The sequence below is a fragment of the Pseudarthrobacter sp. NamE2 genome (assembly GCF_005796205.1).
GTDB lineage: Bacteria > Actinomycetota > Actinomycetes > Actinomycetales > Micrococcaceae > Arthrobacter.
The window spans coordinates 21,995-39,039 of record NZ_VAHN01000023.1; the positions used below are offsets into that span (position 1 = coordinate 21,995).

The 17,045-nt window shown below is 66.5% G+C and carries 17 protein-coding genes and 2 pseudogenes; 9 read left to right on the plus strand and 10 right to left on the minus strand.

Annotated elements, in window-relative coordinates; translation table 11 throughout:
* Positions 1-36: 36 nt before the first annotated feature.
* The 5 genes and pseudogenes from FDW83_RS18300 to FDW83_RS18320 all read right to left on the minus strand — a co-directional run bounded on the left by FDW83_RS18300 (position 37) and on the right by FDW83_RS18320 (position 3,997).
* Positions 37-1,020 carry a LacI family DNA-binding transcriptional regulator gene (locus tag FDW83_RS18300; protein ID WP_138139504.1) on the minus strand — a complete coding sequence of 328 codons (984 nt, stop codon included), beginning with the start codon at positions 1,018-1,020 and terminating at the stop codon, positions 37-39.
* Positions 1,021-1,245: 225 nt separating this feature from the next.
* Positions 1,246-1,993: pseudogene (locus tag FDW83_RS18305) on the minus strand (ArsR/SmtB family transcription factor).
* 31 nt (positions 1,994-2,024) lie between these two features.
* Positions 2,025-3,236, minus strand: coding sequence for a mechanosensitive ion channel family protein (locus tag FDW83_RS18310; protein WP_138139505.1), 1,212 nt, complete (start codon positions 3,234-3,236; stop codon positions 2,025-2,027).
* A gap of 37 nt (positions 3,237-3,273) precedes the next feature.
* A complete protein-coding gene (locus FDW83_RS18315; protein ID WP_240721051.1) occupies positions 3,274-3,558 on the minus strand; it encodes a BBE domain-containing protein in 285 nt (94 codons plus the stop codon).
* Between the two features lie 31 nt (positions 3,559-3,589).
* A complete protein-coding gene (locus FDW83_RS18320) occupies positions 3,590-3,997 on the minus strand; it encodes a DUF1304 family protein (RefSeq protein WP_138139507.1) in 408 nt (135 codons plus the stop codon).
* 85 nt (positions 3,998-4,082) lie between these two features.
* Between FDW83_RS18320 and FDW83_RS18325 the strand changes: the two genes are divergently transcribed.
* The gene (locus tag FDW83_RS18325; protein ID WP_138139508.1) at positions 4,083-4,868 is read left to right on the plus strand and encodes a helix-turn-helix transcriptional regulator; all 786 of its coding nucleotides are present in this window, start codon (positions 4,083-4,085) and stop codon (positions 4,866-4,868) included.
* Positions 4,869-5,138: 270 nt separating this feature from the next.
* Positions 5,139-7,034, plus strand: coding sequence for an ATP-dependent zinc metalloprotease FtsH (gene ftsH / locus FDW83_RS18330; protein ID WP_240721052.1), 1,896 nt, complete (start codon positions 5,139-5,141; stop codon positions 7,032-7,034).
* 18 nt (positions 7,035-7,052) lie between these two features.
* On the opposite strand, the gene FDW83_RS18335 is transcribed toward ftsH, so the two are convergent.
* Positions 7,053-8,297 carry an MFS transporter gene (locus FDW83_RS18335; RefSeq protein ID WP_138139510.1) on the minus strand — a complete coding sequence of 415 codons (1,245 nt, stop codon included), beginning with the start codon at positions 8,295-8,297 and terminating at the stop codon, positions 7,053-7,055.
* 287 nt (positions 8,298-8,584) lie between these two features.
* Between FDW83_RS18335 and FDW83_RS18345 the strand changes: the two genes are divergently transcribed.
* The 5 genes and pseudogenes from FDW83_RS18345 (at position 8,585) to FDW83_RS18365 (ending at position 11,831) form a co-directional block, all read left to right on the plus strand.
* A complete protein-coding gene (locus FDW83_RS18345; RefSeq protein WP_138139511.1) occupies positions 8,585-9,364 on the plus strand; it encodes a carbon-nitrogen hydrolase family protein in 780 nt (259 codons plus the stop codon).
* 109 nt (positions 9,365-9,473) lie between these two features.
* Positions 9,474-10,391 carry a 2-hydroxyacid dehydrogenase gene (locus FDW83_RS18350; protein ID WP_138139512.1) on the plus strand — a complete coding sequence of 306 codons (918 nt, stop codon included), beginning with the start codon at positions 9,474-9,476 and terminating at the stop codon, positions 10,389-10,391.
* 37 nt (positions 10,392-10,428) lie between these two features.
* Entirely contained in the window at positions 10,429-10,902 is a 474-nt protein-coding gene (locus tag FDW83_RS18355) for an SRPBCC family protein (RefSeq protein WP_138139513.1), read from the plus strand.
* A 9-nt stretch (positions 10,903-10,911) separates the two neighbouring features.
* A pseudogene (locus tag FDW83_RS18360) lies at positions 10,912-11,253 on the plus strand (iron chaperone).
* A gap of 11 nt (positions 11,254-11,264) precedes the next feature.
* A complete protein-coding gene (locus FDW83_RS18365) occupies positions 11,265-11,831 on the plus strand; it encodes a dihydrofolate reductase family protein (protein WP_138139515.1) in 567 nt (188 codons plus the stop codon).
* Between the two features lie 308 nt (positions 11,832-12,139).
* Here the strand turns inward: FDW83_RS18365 and FDW83_RS18370 are convergent, their stop codons facing one another.
* Both FDW83_RS18370 and FDW83_RS18375 read right to left on the minus strand, forming a co-directional pair.
* Entirely contained in the window at positions 12,140-12,535 is a 396-nt protein-coding gene (locus FDW83_RS18370) for a DUF1801 domain-containing protein (protein WP_138139516.1), read from the minus strand.
* Positions 12,536-12,600: 65 nt separating this feature from the next.
* Positions 12,601-13,218 carry a DUF1211 domain-containing protein gene (locus FDW83_RS18375; RefSeq protein WP_240721053.1) on the minus strand — a complete coding sequence of 206 codons (618 nt, stop codon included), beginning with the start codon at positions 13,216-13,218 and terminating at the stop codon, positions 12,601-12,603.
* Positions 13,219-13,454: 236 nt separating this feature from the next.
* On the opposite strand from FDW83_RS18375, the gene FDW83_RS18380 reads away from it, so the two are divergent.
* Positions 13,455-13,835, plus strand: a complete 381-nt coding sequence (locus FDW83_RS18380; RefSeq protein ID WP_138139517.1) for a VOC family protein — start codon at positions 13,455-13,457, stop codon at positions 13,833-13,835.
* Positions 13,836-14,046: 211 nt separating this feature from the next.
* Here the strand turns inward: FDW83_RS18380 and FDW83_RS18385 are convergent, their stop codons facing one another.
* Positions 14,047-15,306, minus strand: coding sequence for an MFS transporter (locus FDW83_RS18385; protein ID WP_138139518.1), 1,260 nt, complete (start codon positions 15,304-15,306; stop codon positions 14,047-14,049).
* A complete protein-coding gene (locus FDW83_RS18390) occupies positions 15,303-15,749 on the minus strand; it encodes a MarR family winged helix-turn-helix transcriptional regulator (RefSeq protein ID WP_138139519.1) in 447 nt (148 codons plus the stop codon). Before FDW83_RS18390 ends, FDW83_RS18385 begins: the two co-directional genes overlap by 4 nt.
* Positions 15,750-15,925: 176 nt before the next feature.
* On the opposite strand from FDW83_RS18390, the gene FDW83_RS18395 reads away from it, so the two are divergent.
* Positions 15,926-16,807: an alpha/beta hydrolase gene (locus tag FDW83_RS18395; protein ID WP_138139520.1), complete on the plus strand. Its 882-nt coding sequence runs from the start codon at positions 15,926-15,928 to the stop codon at positions 16,805-16,807.
* Positions 16,808-17,045 lie beyond the last annotated feature (238 nt).

Sequence of the window (17,045 nt, forward strand, 5' to 3'; positions counted from 1 at the left end):
GTGCCGGGCGTTGCCGGAGTTGGGGGTACGGGGTTGTTAGGGGGCCGGGCGCGGCGGTGCCGTTGAACCGCGTTCGATGAGTTGGTGGGGCACGGTCTTGAAGCCAAGGTCCCGGGCGCGGAGGAGTTTGCTGACGGCCATGCGTCCCATCTCCTCCAGTGGCTGGGCCATGGTGCTCAAGGGCGGGTGGACGTGCAGTGCGGTGGACGTGTTGTCGAAGCCCAGCACCGAGACGTCCTCCGGTACCTCCCGGCCGCGTTTCTGCAGTTCGTTGACTACGGCGGCGCCCATTTCGTCGCTGACGGCGAAAATAGCGGTGAGGCCCTGGTCCTGGGCCAGCAGCTCATCCAGGCCGGCTGCTCCGCTTTCGTAGAAGAAGCTTCCGGTGGCGACCACCGGGCTGACTTTGGCTTCCCGCATCGCGCGGAGGTAACCGCGCTTGCGTGGTTCGGCAACGTGCACGGACGCGGGGTCGCCGGCCAGCAGCCCGATGCGCCGGTGGCCGATGCGGATCAGGTGGCGGGTTGCGTCGTAGGCTGCCTGTTCGTCGTCGATGGCCACGCTGGGGGAGCCGGACTTGTCGCTGATGGCCACGGAGATGACGGGGATGTTGGGCCCCAGTAGCTGCCGTGTTTCAGGCGTTATCACGGCGGAAATGAGGATGACTCCGGCAGCCCGATAGGTCCGGAGCGTCCGGAGGTAGCCGGCGATGAAGGCCGACTTTGCCCCGGTACGGCCCAGCATCACCGCGTAGCCGCGCTCCTGTGCCTCGTGTTCCACGCCCTGCATCACCTTGGACGCCAGGGCGTCGGAAACCATCGGGGCCAGCAGCCCGATCACGGATGTCTGCCGGGTCTTGAGGCCGCGGGCCAGGTAGTCGGTTTCGTAGCTAAGCTTCCGGACGGCAGCTTCAACGCGTTCACGGGTTTCGTCCGAGTACCCCACCAGGCCGTTGACCACGCGGGAAACGGTGGCAGGCGAGACCCCGGCATGCTTCGCCACGTCCCTGATGGTTACCACTGTTCCTCCTCCCGGCAAGCCTGGCTGGCGGCCTACGCAAACGGTTTACGTAAACGGTTGCGTGACCTGCCTCAACAACACTAAAGGGAGGGGGAACGGAAACGGATCCGTTTCGTAAACAGCGGCTCTGCTGCGCCCTGTGGGCAGAACCTATCCGGGCTTTGGGCGCCAGTGGCGCCAGCCCCGGTAGCGCGCGGGACCCGCCATCGTCCGCGTCCCGCGCAGCTAGGTGTACATCAGCGAGCCGGGCGTGGTGAGCTTTTCTCCGGTCTCCAGCCAGGTCTTGAGTCCGGAGAGGATCATCGGCCAGCCGCCGTAGAGTTGGTCGTTGGCGCCCTCGCGGAGGTCGCTGTGGGTGACGGTGAGGTGGCAGGAATCGCCCATCGGTTCGATCTCCCACGTGATCTTTGACGTGCCTTCAGTTTTGACGTCCTCGCCCCACAGTGCGCGCATGGTCTGGACAAGCCGTCGGGGCGGGTCCACTTCCAAAATCTCACCCTCGCCCAGCGGCTCCTGCGCCTTGACGTTGTTCATCACGAATTTCCCGCCGGGTCTCCAATCCGCCTCGAAGGTGTTGCCGAACTGGTAGTTGCTGCGGATGCCGCTGTCCGTGATGGCTTCCCAGAGCCGGCGTGGTCTTGATGTAAATCTCGAAGATCTTTTCCATGGGACTTTCCAATCTGGATTTGAGGTCGCTGAGGGCAGCGGCCCATGGTTCTGCATATTTGCTCACCCAGCGGTCGTGGACCAGCCGGATGGGTACCGGGTTCAGGAAGTGCAGCTTTTCCCGTCCCCGGCGGCGGATCACCACCAGGCCTGCATCCTCCAGCAGGCGGAGGTGCTTGGCGATCCCGAACCGGGTCATGCTGAACCGTGCCTCAAGCGCACTCAGTGTTTGGCCGTCTTCGCGGAACAGCTCGTCGAGCAGGTCCCGGCGGGTGGGGTCGGCGAGTGCCTTGAACACGTCGTCCATGAGGGTGACCAAATGGTCACCTATCAAGGTTTCAGTTCCTCGAGGCAAGGTGCCGGTCGCGGTCCTCGAACACGTCGTCGCCCGGGCCGGTGAAGGCGCGGGACCTTTCCACGGCCTCGATGGAGCCGGTGAAAAGCTGTGACTCGTGTGGGTCAGCGGGCGGACGGGCGCCGGCGGCAGTGGGCGAACCAAGACCCCGCAGCGGTGCTTTTCGCTGGACGGAGGAGCCGGCGTCGGGCGCTGCCTGTTCCCAGCGCTGGTGCGGCAGCGCCTCCGGATGGCCCTGCTGCAGGTACGCGATCATGGCTTCACGGATGAGGCAGCGCAGGTCGAACAGCGCGGCGCTGTCCGCTGCACTGACCAGGATGCGGACGCGGACAAAGCCGCCGGTGGCGTCCGTGATCTGCAGGACTCCGACGCGCTCGTCCCAGAGGTCGGTGCCGGCCAGGACGCGGCGCAGTTCGGAGCGCATCTCCTCCACGGGGGCGCGCCAGTCGAGGTCGAACTCCACGGTGCCCATCACCTCGGACTGGCGGCGGGTCCAGTTCTCGAACGGGGTAGTGGTGAAGTAGGTGGAGGGCAGGATGAGGCGCCGGTCGTCCCAGACGTGGACCACCACGTAGGTGAGGGTGATCTCCTCGATCCGGCCCCACTCCTTTTGGACCACCACCACGTCGTCCACCCGGATGGCGTCCGTGAAGGCCAGCTGCATGCCCGCGAAGACGTTCACCAGCGACGTCTGCGCGGCCAGGCCGGCCACAATCGAGATCACGCCCGCAGACGCGAGGAGTCCGGCCCCGAGCGCCTGGATGGCGGGGAACGTCAGCATCACGGACCCGACGGCGAGCACCACCACCAGTGCCACTGCGATCCGCCGTGCCAGGATCATCTGGGTCCGCAGCCGCCGTGCCCGCCGGTTGTCCGCCACGTCCACGCTGTGCCGGGTGAGGACCACCGCTTCGATGATCAGCAGCACCGCGACGGCCAGCCAGGCCAGGGCGCCGATGAGGGCGATCAGCAGGAGATGGTCGACGGCGGCGTGCCAGGTTTCGCTTCCGGCGGTCAGTTCCAGCGCGGCGCGGACGCCAATGAGGCACAGCGCCAGCTGGAGGGGCCTGCGGGCGACGCGGGACGTGGCCTGCAGTTCGGGACGCTTCCGGTTGAGCCGGAGGACAATCCTGCGGAGCAGCCAGGACAGGACCAGTCCTGCGGCCACTGCCAGGGTTACGGCAAGGAAAGGCATGGCGGGATGTAGTAGGTCTAGCATCCTTTAATGACTATCAAGCTGCCCTGCGGCCGTCGAAATCACTCCGGCCCGTGGCGTGTCCGGTGCAGTGCGTGCCCACGGCAGGATCCGGCATCGCCACCCAGGACGCGGCCTGCGGCTGCCGGGGCAGGATGTTGTGGTTCCGGCTGAACAGGTTGTTGGGGTCGTAGCGCTGCTTGAGCTTGATGAGCCTCGCGAACGTGTCCTGTCCATAGGTCCGGCGGGCAGCCTCAGGATCCTGGCCTGATCCGCTGCCGAGGAAGTTCAGGTACTCGCCCTCCTCGGCAAAGGGCTGCACGCGCGCGTGAAGGTTCTGAAGCCCCCTAAAGCTACGGCCCCAGCGGGAGGAAGGCGAGAGCCAGGAGGGCCGGAAGGGTAGCGGCAAGGGTGCCAGGAACGCTCTCCCATTTCCGGGGGTAGTGCCCCTGCAAATCGGCCAGGAGCATGGTGGGTGCGGTGAGCACCATGTTGAGGCAGCAATAGATCACCAGGGTGTAGCCCACCACCAGGTAACCCAGGTTGGCGGCCACCACACCGGCGATCACTCCCAAGGCGATGACCAGGTTCTTGTACCCGGTGGGGATGGCCCACATCATCACCGCGGGCACGTTCTCCGCCGGGGTGCTGAGGAACTTCTGCGCCCACCGCCGGCGCCGTAAAAGGAAGCTCTCCACCGGGAAGACGAAGATATAGATGGCCGCCGCCAGCAGCGCGAATACCTGGGCAACAATATTCATGAACGAAGGGTAGGCGGACCGGAAAACCAGGCCCATCCCCAAAACAGGGGATTTCGGCGCCGGCCGGGAAGCGGATACTTGACGTATGTGGGAGGAGCGCGCCGAGCGTGCGCGCCGGGAGATCGCGGTGCTGGCCGCCAGCGGACTGGAACTGGCGGACCTCTACCGCGCCGCCCTGGCACTGGTGCGGAAATCGGTGCCGTTCGAGCAGGCCTGCTGGGCCGGCGTCGATCCCGAAACCCTGGTGATGAATTCGGTCACCAACTGGCGGCCCTGGCCGGTGACCAATGAATATGCAGTACGGTTCGCCCAGTCCGAGTATGAGGGCCATGAGCCGAACACCTTCACCCAGCTGGCCCTGCGGCCTACCCCGGTGGCACGGATCTCCGATGCGCCCGGTCGCGACGTTGCCGCCAGCGTGCGGATTAATGACCTCCTGCGCCCGATCGGCCTCGTCCACGAGCTGCGCGGGGCTTTTACGGTGGACCAGTTCAACATGGTGCTGTTCGCGGTGGTGGCCCGGGCGAAAGCGGCACGGACCGGAACAGCCAAAACACGGATGCGTGACGCCGGCGGCAGCTGGGTGGTCCTGCAGGCCAGCCGCCTCATCACCGGCGATGATCCGGGGCAGATGGTGGTCACCGTGGAGCCTGCCACCACCCGTCAGCTCCTTACGCTGCTGCTCTCCGCATACGGCCTGACGCCCCGCGAACAGGAGGTGTGCCTCGAGCTCATGGCCGGCAGTTCAAGCGCCGCCATCGCCGAGCGCCTGTTTATCTCCCCGTACACCGTGCACGACCACCTGAAAGCCATCTTCGGCAAGGTGGGCGTCGGCAGCCGCGGCGAGCTGGTGGCCCGGCTGTCCGCCTGAGGCGTCCCTCCTGCTGCCCCGGGCGGTCTTGGCTGCTCCGGGTTTAACAGCTTGACAGGTTGGCGGTAGGTTGTTCGTGTCAGCAACCAAGCTTTCGGTCCCGGCGTGGATGGCTGCCGGTCCGGAAAGCAGCCGTCAAGAAGCGCGCGGCCCTCAGTGATGAACGAGGGTGCCGAGATGTCCCAGAACTCTCCTCTTATGTCCGGGCAGGGAGCCAGTCCCGCCCGGGACTCAGACAGCGGCCGCAGGCCCCCTTGGCGGATCGAGGGGATGCCCGGGCAAACAGGCGAGGACAACGATTCCGGCGGCTGGGGCCGGCGGATCAGGCCCTGGCTGTGGCTGGCCGTGCTGTACCTGGGCTTCTTTATGATCTTCTCTTTCCAGGACCGGGCTGCCGCGCCGGCGGCTGTGGCCTACTCGGAGTTCAAAAGCCAAGTGCGGGACAACAACGTGGCCGAGGTCTTTTCGCGCGGCGACACCATAGAGGGCAAGCTCCGGCAGGAAAAGCCGCGGCCCGGCAGCGAAGGGAAGAACTACGTCCAGTTCGTCACGGAGCGGCCCACGTTCGCGGACGACAACCTCCTGGCTGCCCTGGAGGCCAACGATGTAACCGTCCGCGCCACCCCGCTGGTCCAGGAGCGGGGCGTCCTGGTCAACCTGCTGATCTCCATCGCGCCGATTGCGCTGCTGGTGCTCTTCTATCTCTGGCTCTTCAAACGGCAGGCCGGCATGTTCGGCATGGGCGGGCTGAGTGGCCTCGGAAACAAAAAGTTCAAGCCCGTCAACCCGGAGAACATCCGTGTCACCTTCAAGGATGTGGCCGGGATTGACGAGGTGGAGGGCGAAATCTCGGAAGTGGTGGACTTTTTGAAAGGCCCGGAAAAGTACCAGGCCATCGGGGCACGGCCGCCGAAGGGTGTGCTGCTGAGTGGACCGCCGGGCACTGGCAAGACCCTGTTGGCGCGAGCGACGGCGGGCGAGGCAGGGGTGCCGTTCTTCCACGTCAGCTCTTCAGAGTTTGTGGAAATGGTGGTAGGCGTAGGGGCCAGCCGCGTGCGGGAGCTGTTCCAAGCGGCACGGGAGGCTGCGCCGTCAATGATCTTCATCGACGAAATCGATGCGATTGGCCGGAAACGTGGGGGTTCCCTTGCCGTGGGCGGGCACGACGAGCGCGAGCAGACCCTCAACCAGATCCTCACGGAGATGGACGGGTTCTCGTCCTCCGAAGGGGTGGTTGTCCTGGCGGCCACCAACAGGCCGGACGTATTGGACCCGGCCCTCCTGCGCCCGGGGCGCTTTGACAGGTCCATCACCGTGCACGCGCCGGACCAGGCGGGCCGCCTGCAGATCCTCACGGTCCACGCCCGCAACGTCAAGCTGGACGCCGGAGCGGACCTGGAAGCGCTCAGCAGGGTCACCCCGGGCATGACCGGGGCGGAACTGGCGAACCTCGTCAACGAGGCTGCGCTCCTTGCAGTGAAGCGGGGACATGCCGCCGTGGGCCAGCGGGATCTGCTCGATGCCTTGGAAAAGGTGCAACTGGGAACCGTTCGCAACGTGGTGATGCCGCCCGAGGAGCGCCGGCGGACTGCCTACCATGAGTCCGGCCATGCCCTGCTGGGCATGCTGGAGGACGGCGCCGATCCTGTCCGAAAAATCTCCATCATCCCGCGCGGACGGGCACTGGGCGTGACCCTTTCCACACCGGACACCGACCGCTACGGCTATGACGAGAACTATCTGCGCGGCCGGATAGTGGGGGCGCTGGGCGGGATGGCCGCAGAGCGCCTGGTGTTCGGTGTGGTCACCAGCGGTGCCGAGAGCGACTTGCAGACGAGCACCCACCTCGCCAGGATGATGGTTGGCCGATGGGGCATGTCCCGGGGGATTGGCCCGGTCCAGGTGCTGCCGGAGGAAGGGGATCCCCGGGCCCTGGGGGTGTCCGAGGGCATGCTTGACCTGCTGGCGGAGGAGACCCGCTCCCTGGTGGACCAGTGCTATGACCGCGCCCTGTCACTGCTGCAGGAGAACCGCTGGCGCTTGGAGTGCCTGGTGGAGCAGCTGCTGGCCAGGGAAACCCTGGACGAGCAGGAGATCTACGAGGCCGCCGGCTTGCAGCGCCCCGCGCGTGCCGCCCTGCCGGCTACCCCGCTGGAGGCCGACTAGCGGCTTCACCAGACCCGGTTACGCGGCGTCCTCCACTTTGTTCGCCGCCACCGGCCGCGGTTCGAGCCACACCCGTTCCCGCGGTCCGCGCGGATAGGCATGCTTCTTGCCTGCCAGCGTGATGACCAGGGCCGCCACCACCGGAAGGGCTGCGGCGACCGGCACCAGGAGCGGCCCGCCCACCACCAGGGCACCGGAGCCGTACAGCGCCCCCACGGTGATGCCGAGTTGGATGGTGAGCACGGTGAGTCCGTTGGCTGCCTCGCTGTAGTCGCCGCCGGCGCGGAGGATGGCGGACTGGTTGTAGATGCCGATCGCTCCGATGCCCGCACCCCACACCGTCATCAGCACCAGCGCCATCACGAGGTTTCCCACTGCCAAAGGCAAGAGGAACATCGACGCGGCGATTGCCGCCGTCGTAATCAACAGGGAACGCCGCGGGTGGGAATCCACGGTGAGACCCGCCACCCAGATACCCAGGAGCCCGGACGCGCCGAGCACGGTGAGGGAGAGGCTAATGGCGTAGTCCGGCAGGGCGGCCTCGCGGATGAACGGCGCGATGTAGGTGAACAGGGCGAAGTGCGCCAGGACCAGCAGGGGCCACGCGGTGGCAACGGCCTTCACGCCCGGCTCGGCAATGGCCCGGCGCAGCGAGGGCCGGGCGGCGTCGGAGATACGCTGCACCCGCGGCAGCAGGAAGAAAGCGAGGACGGTCAGGAGCAGCCCGAACCCGGCCAGCACCAGGAACGCTGCCCGCCAGCCGAGGAAACTGCCCAGCGCCGTGCCCACCGGCGCGCCGATGGCCAGGCCCAGGCTGTTGCCGCTGAAGACGATTGCGAGCGCCTTGCCCACCTTGTCCGCCGGGACCACCTTGGTGACGAACGGTGCCATGGTAGTCCACAGCAGGCCGTGCGCCAGGCCGCCCACCAGCCGGGCAATCATGGCGGCGGTGAAGTCCGGCGCCAGGCCCACCATGGCGTTACTGAGCGCGAACGTCAGGACCAGCCCCACCAGCAGTGCGTGCCGGGGGATCCGCGCCAGCAGCCTCGCGGCGGGAACCACGGTGACCACAATGACCGCAGCGTAGGCAGCCGCCAAATAACCGGCCACCGGCTCGGACACGTCCAGGCCGGCGCTGATCTGCGGCAGCAGCCCGGACGGCAGGAGCTCGGTGGTGATGGCGGTAAACGCGATCGTGGCCAGGATGGCCATTGCGGCGTAGGGGAAGCGGGCAGGGGCAGGCGCGGACGTCGCGGAAGACATGGGGGGAGTGGTCCATTTCAGGGGGAGGGGTGGAACGCTGCTCGCTGGCCGGCAATTCCTCCCTCAAATTTACAGGATCGGACCGGTTGTCACAGACATGACAACGCGCTGGAAAGCTACCTTCCGGAGCCTGCCGCCAGTCCCATGAACATGGTCCGGTGCAGGATGTCCACGTGCCGCCGGGCCACCTCCACGGCCGTTCCGGTATCCCTTTCCCGCAGGGCCCTGACGAGCTCGATGTGGTCCTGGTTTGACTTGTGCAGCAGAGTGCAACGGGAAGGACAGGCGTGAAAATAGCGCTCGGGCAGCTGGCCTCCGGCAGCGACATCGCCGCGAACCTCGCGGCCATCGAGAGGTTCGCCGCAGCTGCTGCCGGCGACGGCGCTGAACTGGTGGCGTTTCCGGAATACGCCACCTACGAAAAGAAGGTGGTGGACGCCTCCTTCCCGGCCGTCGCCGAGCCGCTGGACGGGCCTGTCTGCCGGGCTCTTGCCGCCACCGCCGCCCGCCACAGCATTGCGCTGGTGGCAGGCGTGGTGGAAACGTCGCCCGAACCGGGCAAGGCGTACAACACGCTGGCGGCATTCGGACCCGACGGCGGCCGGCTGGCTTCCTACCGCAAGATCCACCTTTTTGACGCGCAGGGTTTTGACGAGTCCCGGTTCATCGCTCCGGGTCCGTCCCTGGAGCCGGTGGTTTTTGAGACGGGCGGGATAAAGTTCGGCCTCCTCACCTGCTACGACCTCCGGTTCCCGGAGCTGGCCCGGGCGCTGGCCGACGCCGGCGCCCAGGCCCTGCTGGTCCCTTCGTCCTGGGTGCCGGGCACGCACAAGACGGAGCAGTGGATGGCCCTCAACGCTGCAAGGGCCATCGAGAACAGCGTGTACGTGGCCGGAATCTGCCAGGCGCCGCCGGTGTCCGTGGGCCGGAGCGTGCTGGTGGACCAGATGGGTTTCATGGAGGAGGACCTTGGCCTGGAGCCCGGTGTCCGGACCGTGGAGGTCTCGCTGGACACCGTTGCCCGGGTGCGTGAGCAGTTCCCGATGTTCCGGCAGCGCCGGCTGTAACGGCTGCCGCGTGCCCGGAGCCTACCGGAGCGGATGTCGGTAGATTGGGATAAAGACCGGGCATCGAGGCAGGAGAAGCAATGGATGATCTGCATTACGGGGAATCCGCATGACGGCGCGGCTGCGGGTGTGCCTGCCCAGCCGGGAGCTTGTGGAAGCGCTGGACCCGATTGACGGCGTCGAATTCGTCCTGTGGGACTTCACTGGTCCGGCGCCCGCTGGCCGCCTGGACCTGCTGGTGCCCGGCTACATGGGCAAGCCCTCCGCGCTGTCCGCGCTTGCGGGCATGGACATCGGCCTGGTCCAGAGCCAGTCCATCGGGTACGACGGCGTCGCATCAGTGCTGCCCGACGGCCTGGTCTTTGCCAACGCGGCGGGAGTCCACGAGACGTCGACGGCGGAGCTCGCGGTGGGCATGATGGTCGCCTCCCAGCGCGGGATCCCCGACTTCGTCCGGAACCAGGCCTCCGGCGTGTGGGACAACACCCAGCGGTCCAGCCTCGCGGACCGCAGCGTCCTGCTGCTGGGATACGGCGGAGTGGGCAAGGCCATCGAGGCCCGGCTGTTGCCTTTCGAAGCCGAGGTCACCCGGATGGGCAGCCGCCTGCGAGAGGACGCCAACGGCACCATCTACGGAATCGATTCCCTTTATGACCAGCTGCCGCGGCACGAGATCGTGGTAATCAGCGTGCCCCTGAACGGGCAGACGGAGAAGCTGGTGGACGCCAAGTTCCTGGCCGCCATGCCGGACGGGGCGCTGCTGGTGAACGTGGCGCGCGGACCGGTGGCTGACACCGGGGCACTGCTGGCCGAGACGTCGTCGGGAAGGCTGCGGGCCGCGCTCGATGTCACGGACCCGGAGCCGCTTCCGGCCGACCACCCGCTCTGGACCACCCCGGGCGTGCTGATCACCCCGCATGTGGGCGGTGCCAGTTCCGCCATGTTTCCGCGCATGGTCCGGCTCATCAGGAAACAGATCGGGCTGCTGCTGGAGGGCAGGGACCCCGTCAACGTCGTGCTCGGCTGACCTATCCACGCATGGCCGCGGCTCCTATGCTGGGGCCATGTCCACTTACGAAGTCCGCCGCAGCGCCGTTATCCCTGCCGCCACCGATGACATCTTCCCGCTGGTCAACAACTTCCACGAATGGGCCGCCTGGTCCCCCTGGGAGAAAGTTGACCCCGGCATGAGCCGGCGCTACTTCGGGCCGGAATCCGGCGTCGGCGCAGGTTACGAATGGAGCGGCAACCGCAAGGCCGGCAGCGGCACCATGGAGATCGTGGAGTCGATTCCGGCCAGCTCCATCATGATCAGGCTGCAGTTCACCCGGCCTTTCAAGGCACTGAACCCGACCACGTTCACCTTCGTGCCGGTATCCGGCGGGACCGAAGTGACGTGGCTGATGACGGGCGAGAACAAGGGCGCCGCCGCCAAACTGTTTTCCCTCTTCCTGAACATGGACAAGCTGGTGGGCGCCGACTTCGACAAGGGACTCGCATCCCTGGCGTCCGCGGTGGCAGCCAAGAAGCAGAGCTAGGGCAAAGCCGTGGGCACCGTCGATGATGCGCTCGCGGACCTTGCCGAGCCGGCAGGGGTTGCCTGCAGCACATCATCAGCATTGCCCGCTCCGTTGTCCCGACGCACCGAAGGGATGAGTTACGGCATGCCGGCCCTGAAGCTGGATGACAAGCCGCTGGTGGGAGTGGTGGCCGCAACCAAGCACCTCTCGCTGTTCCCGTTCTCCCCGGCGGTGGTGCAGGCGGTGGCGGGCAGGCTAAACGGCTTCTCGTTGTCCAAGGGAACCATCCGCTTCACCGCGGAGCATCCGCTGCCGGACGACGTGGTGGAAGACATAGTCCGGTTGCGGCAGACGGAAATCAGGAAATAGGGGGAACGTTCATGCACAAGATCATCCTGCAGAACGCGGTATCCGTGGACGGGTTCTTTGAGGGGCCAGGCCGGGACATCAGCTGGCACCTGGTTGACGAGGAACTGCACCAGCACATGAACGATGAACTCGCCGCCATGGGCGGCTTCATCGAGGGCCGGGTCACGTTCGAACTCATGGCCGAATACTGGCCCGCTGCGGACCAGAACCCGGACAGCAGCCCTGCCGAGGTGCAGTTTGCGGATATCTGGCGGGACACGCCCAAGTACGTCTTTTCCCGCACCCTGACAGAGGCGCCGTGGAACAGCACGGTGTTTGCCGACGTCGTGCCGGAACAAATCGCCGAATTGAAGGCACAGGCCGGCGGGGACCTGGTGATGAGCGGCGCTGACCTCGCCGCCAGCTTCCTCCGGAAGGACCTGATCGACGAGTTCCGGATCTACGTAAACCCCGTGGTGCTGGGCGAGGGGCGGCGCATGTTAAGCCCCGCCGAGTACAAGGCCAACCTGCGGCTAATGGAATCCCGGGCCTTCGGCAACGGCGTGGTGCTGCTGCGCTACGAGCGCGTGGCTGCGTAGGCAGCCTCCGGCGTGTCCCGTTCCGTTGGTCACGGTGGCCGGGGCCGCGGTGAGACGTGCCATCACCGTTACCCGGAAGTAGCCGGGGAATATTCAGCTGAGGCTCTCGGCGAAAAAAAGTCGCGGAGCTTGCCGAACCGGAAGAGGCCGGTGCGGTTGTAGAGATCAACGTGGCCGGCTGTGCGGGGGTGATGTTCGGGCCGTAGCGCGCGCGGTCCCGTAGAAGATCAAGCTCCGCACCAGCTGGGCGGCCAGCTCCCCGGTCACCTCTTTCTCAGGCCACTCGAGTCGATGCCGCACAGTTGTGCCTAGAATGCACCTTTGACCTTCCGCCAGCCACCAACCCGGTTGGTGGCGATGATCGAACGGAGCAACTCCACCAGCGCTGGCTCGTTGATGGCCTCACCCTCGTAGACCGAGATCATGCGGCCGGTCTTGTTGCCGTGGCCGCCGGTGATGATGTGGTTCGGGTCGGGGGCCAGGCCGCCGTCGTACAGGAACACGTTGACGTGGTCCTTGGTCCCCTGGAGCGCGCAGATATTGCCCGCCAGGACAAAGTAGGGCTGCACGGACCGCTTGATCGTTTCCTGCACGTCGGGATCGGCCTGATGGACCAGGTCGCGGACCTGCCGGCAGACGGCCTGCTGCCACGGCGGAAGGACGTCGATGTACTGGTCAACGCGCGGGTCTTTGGCGTAATCCATCGGTCACCGGTCCGGGAAGAGGAATTTCGTGCTGAAAGTATGGCCCCGAACAATCCCGGCGGCAACTACTCCGCCACCACAGTCTTCCGCCTGGAGAGCCGCCGGGTTATCAGGGCTGCCGGGATGATCAGGAACCACAGCCAGGGGGTGTTGCTGCCCAGGACGAATGCGGCCGGAATGCTGAGCAGGAACACCACCGGCGCGGTCAGCCGGGCCCGGAACACGCGCCGGTGCTCGAAGTCGTCGACGGTGTCGTCGGTCAGGCCCTTCCGCCAGGCGTAGGTCCACATCCCGGCGAGCGTCAGGTATACGCCGGAGATTGTGGCGGCATACAGCACGCTGGGCCACGGGCTCGGGTTGCCGCCGTAGTCGCTTAGGACCGCCGTGGGCGCGGGCAGCATCACGATGAAGAACAGCAGCAGCATGTTCAGCCAGGCCAGCTGCGGATTGAAGTCCCGGATGCGGAAGAAGTCGTTGTGGTGGGACATCCACACCCGCGCGATGATCAGGAACGAGAGCGCAAACGCCAGCAGTTCCGGGATGGCGCCCACCAACTCCGGGGTCAGGCGCTCGGGTGGAATCCCGAGCGGCAGTTTCAGGTCCAGCGCCAGGAGCGTCAGGGCGATGGCGAACACCGCGTCACTGAAGAAAACCATGCGTTCAAGCGGCACCGATTTGTCCACGCCAGACCCCCTGTGCTGAAACACCGTTGGGCACATTTTGCCCTATTTCGCCGCCGCTGATTCGGTTCCATAATGGCCTCGTAAGCTTTCGGGGACCCCGCGATGATGGTGGCTGGCAGCGGAACCGGGTCCCAGGTGGCCGCCCCGGCAGTCGGCGCGAAGGGCGGCTACGCGGCCCAACTCACAGGGCCGCCTTGGGGGAGAGCATCGCCATCAATATGAGGCAAGGAGTTGTCATGCTCAAAGATATGGAAACCATGGCTGTACTGCCGGCAAAGGACCTTGACCGGGCCAGGGGTTTCTACCGGGACAAGCTGGGCCTTGAACCGGACCAGACCCTGGGCGAGGAGGTCTTGATCTACAGGTGCGGCAAGGGAACAGGGTTCATGATCTACCGGACGGACAACGCCGGAACGGCGAAAAACACGCAGATGGGCTGGGTGTGCCCGGACTTTGACCGCGAGATCGAGGAGCTGCGCGGGCGCGGTGTGGTCTTCGAGGACTACGACCAGCCCGGGCTCAAGACCGAGAACGGCGTCGCCACCATGGACGGCACGGGTAAGGGCGCCTGGTTCCTGGACAGCGAGGGCAACATCCTGAACATCTCCTCCATGTAGCAGCCGGTCCGGCGCGCAGGACAGCGGACAGGACAAGGTACGACGCCGGCACTTCCCTCCCGAAGCACCCCTGCCAAGGATGCCGGGCCGGGGAAGTCCGGCGCCGCCGTCGTGCCTTCCCGGCAGCAGCTGCACGAACGGCCCGGACCCGCACAACCGTTGCTGCCCAACACCGTTTATGCGCGGCAAGGCCGGTTATGCCGGGGCGCCGCTAGACGGCGGGCTCGCGTTTGCCGCTGAACGCGATGCGGATGGCGCCGCGGAACGTCAGCCGGCTCCGGCGGCTGACCACTATCACCGCGGCAAGCCCGGTCAGGAGGACCACGATGCCGCCCGCCGCAACGGACCAGCGGGCCCCGAATTCACTGCCGATCCAGCCCATCAGCGGCGCGCCCACCGCCGTGCCGCCCTGCAGGATGCCCAGGTACAGGGCCAGCACGCGGCCGCGGAACTGCGGCTCCACCGTGAGCTGGATGCTGGTGTTGCAGCTGTTCAGGAACGTGATGGAGGCCAGGCCCACCGGGATCAGCACGGCGGCGTAGACCCAGAACGACGGCGACACGCTGCCCAGGAGCGTGAAGGCGCCAAGGCCCAGCGCACCGCCCAGGAGGAACCGCAGCCGGGGACCGGAGCGCCGCGCCGCCAGCAATGCTCCCGCCAGCGTGCCCACCGCCATGATGGAGCCCAGCAGGCCGAACTCGCCGGGGCCCACACCGAACTCGGTGGTGGCCATCAGCGCGTTGGTGATGGGGAAGTTCATTCCGAAGGCGCCCAGGATGCCGACCAGGACCATGATCAGCATCAGGTCGGGGCGCCTTCGCACGTAGTTCACGCCCTCGGCCACCTGGTGTTTGCCGCGCCCGGCCCTGGCGGACGGGACCAGCAGGCTGGTGTTGATCAGGAGCAGCGAGATGATCACGCCAGCGTAGCTGGCAGCGTTGAGCAGGAACACCGGGCCGGTGCCCACCCAGGCGATGAGGACGCCGGCGATGGCCGGACCGGTGAGGCGGGCGGTGTTGAAGGATGCGGAGTTGAGGGCCACTGCGTTGGAGATGTTGTCCTGGCCAACAAGTTCGGAAACGAAGACCTGGCGGGCGGGCGCGTCGATGGCGCTCGCGATGCCCAGGCACAGCGCAGCCAGGTAGGCGTGCCAGAGCTGGGCCGTGCCCGTCACCACCAGGAGCCCGATAACCAGGCCGGTGATGCCCATGGCCACTTGGGTCCAGAGCAGAATGATGCGTTTGCGGTAGCGGTCGGCCAGGACGCCGCCGTAGGGGCCGAGGAGCAGCATGGGCAGGAACTGCAGGCCCGTGGTGATGCCGACGGCGGCGCCGTCATGGTTGGTGAGGACGGTCAGGACCAGCCAGTCCTGGGCGATGCGCTGCATCCAGGTGCCGATGTTGGAAACCAGGGCGCCGCCGGCCCAGATGCGGTAGTTGCGGTTTTCCAGGGCCCGGAACATGGCGCTCAATTGCCGCTCATTTCCTGCATGATGTGGGCGGCGCGGCTGAGGATTTCCCGGTCTTCCTTGCTGAGCCCGGCCACGCGCCGGGCCAGCCAGGCGGTGCGCTGCTCCCTTGCCTCCGCGAGGACCTTCCTGCCGGCGTCGGTGATGCTGATGCTGACCTGGCGGCCGTCGGCGGGATGGGCGGACCTGGTGACGAAGCCCTGGTCAGCGAGGGCATTGACGATCCGGGTCATGGACGGGGCCTGGACGTGCTCGCTTTCTGCGAGTCCGCGGAGGGTGCTGGGGCCGTCACTGTTCAGCACGGCGAGGACCGTGTACTGGCCGGGGGTGATCACCTCGCCGGTTGCCTCGACGCGGAGCCGGCGCGAGGTGCGCATCACGGCGGTGCGGAGGTCGATGGCGAGGGCGTTGAGGTCTGACTCTTCTTTGGTTTGGGTTCTGGTCATGCGGGCGGGTGCGCCTCCTGGAAATGCTTAGCAGTGCTAATTAGTTCTGCTAATGATTATGCTCCTGGCTGGTTGCGGGGGGCAAGCATTCTGGATGTTGAGATGCGTCACCGGGTTTGCCTGCTGGGGCTTGCCGTTGGGTGACGGGCGGGTGGTCCGATGGCATTCTGGGAGGCGTGGGTGCTTCCTCGGAGGCCGCGGTAACTACAACTGCTGTCCTGCATGACGGCAGCGGCATTGCCGTCGCCGTGCAGGGGAGCGGTCCGGCCCTCCTGCTGCCCGTGCCGCTCGCTGCACACACTCCGGAGGAGGCTGAAATGATCCGGCAGTGGGGTGGCGACCCGGACCTGGGAAGGACCCTGGTAGAAGGGCTGTCCGATTCGAACAGGGTTATCGCCGTGGACTACGAGGCGCACCGCATGGCCAACCCCGCGGCTTCCACGCTCACTCCCGCCAATGTTGTCGCGGATCTGCTGGCCATCGCCGACGCCGCCGGGGCGCGAACCTTTGCGTACTATGGCTACTCCTGGCTTGCACTGTGCGGCCTGCAGCTGGCCATTCGCACCGGCCGGCTTGGTGCTCTGGCCGTGGGAGGATTCCCGCCCGTGGACGGTCCGTACGAGAGCATGCTGGCGGTCACCCGGGCGGCGCACGAGGCTTCCCTCCGTGCAATCACTGAACCTGCACCTCGGATCGAAGAGGTTAAGCCCGGCGACTGGGATTCGGCCTCCATTCAGACGAATGAGGACCAGACGCGCCAGTTCCTCACGCTCTACGAGGCGCTGCAGGATTTTGACGACGCAGCCGCCCCTATTCCGGCGGGGCTGCCCCGCCTCGCCTTTGCCGGTGCCGGGGACAACATCGACTACTCGCCGCAGTGGGGAGGGGTCCGGGTGAGGATCGGCGAGCCGCTGGCCAGGCATGAGCGCGAGTTGGTCGAGGCCGGCTGGGAGGTTCAGGTCCTGCCGGGGCTTGACCACCTTGGCGCGATGCAGGGTGCGGTGGTCCTCCCGCTCCTGAGGGACTGGCTCCAGAAGGTGGGCTGGAGCGCCGGTTGAGGTTGCTGATACCCGTGCTGGTTGGGCACACGGCCGGTGGTTGAGCTCTCGAAACCTGCTGTGCTGCAGCCCACAGAAACGGATTTCGACGGCAGCAGCCAGCCGGGTGCCCTTGTGTCCTGTTTTTCCGCGGGTTTTGGGGGTTTTTAGGCGGTTGGGTGGGTGACTTGCGGTGGGGTTGGCGGGCGTGTATTGTTTTCTGAGTCGCCGCGAGGGGAACAGCGAAGAGCTGGTCACC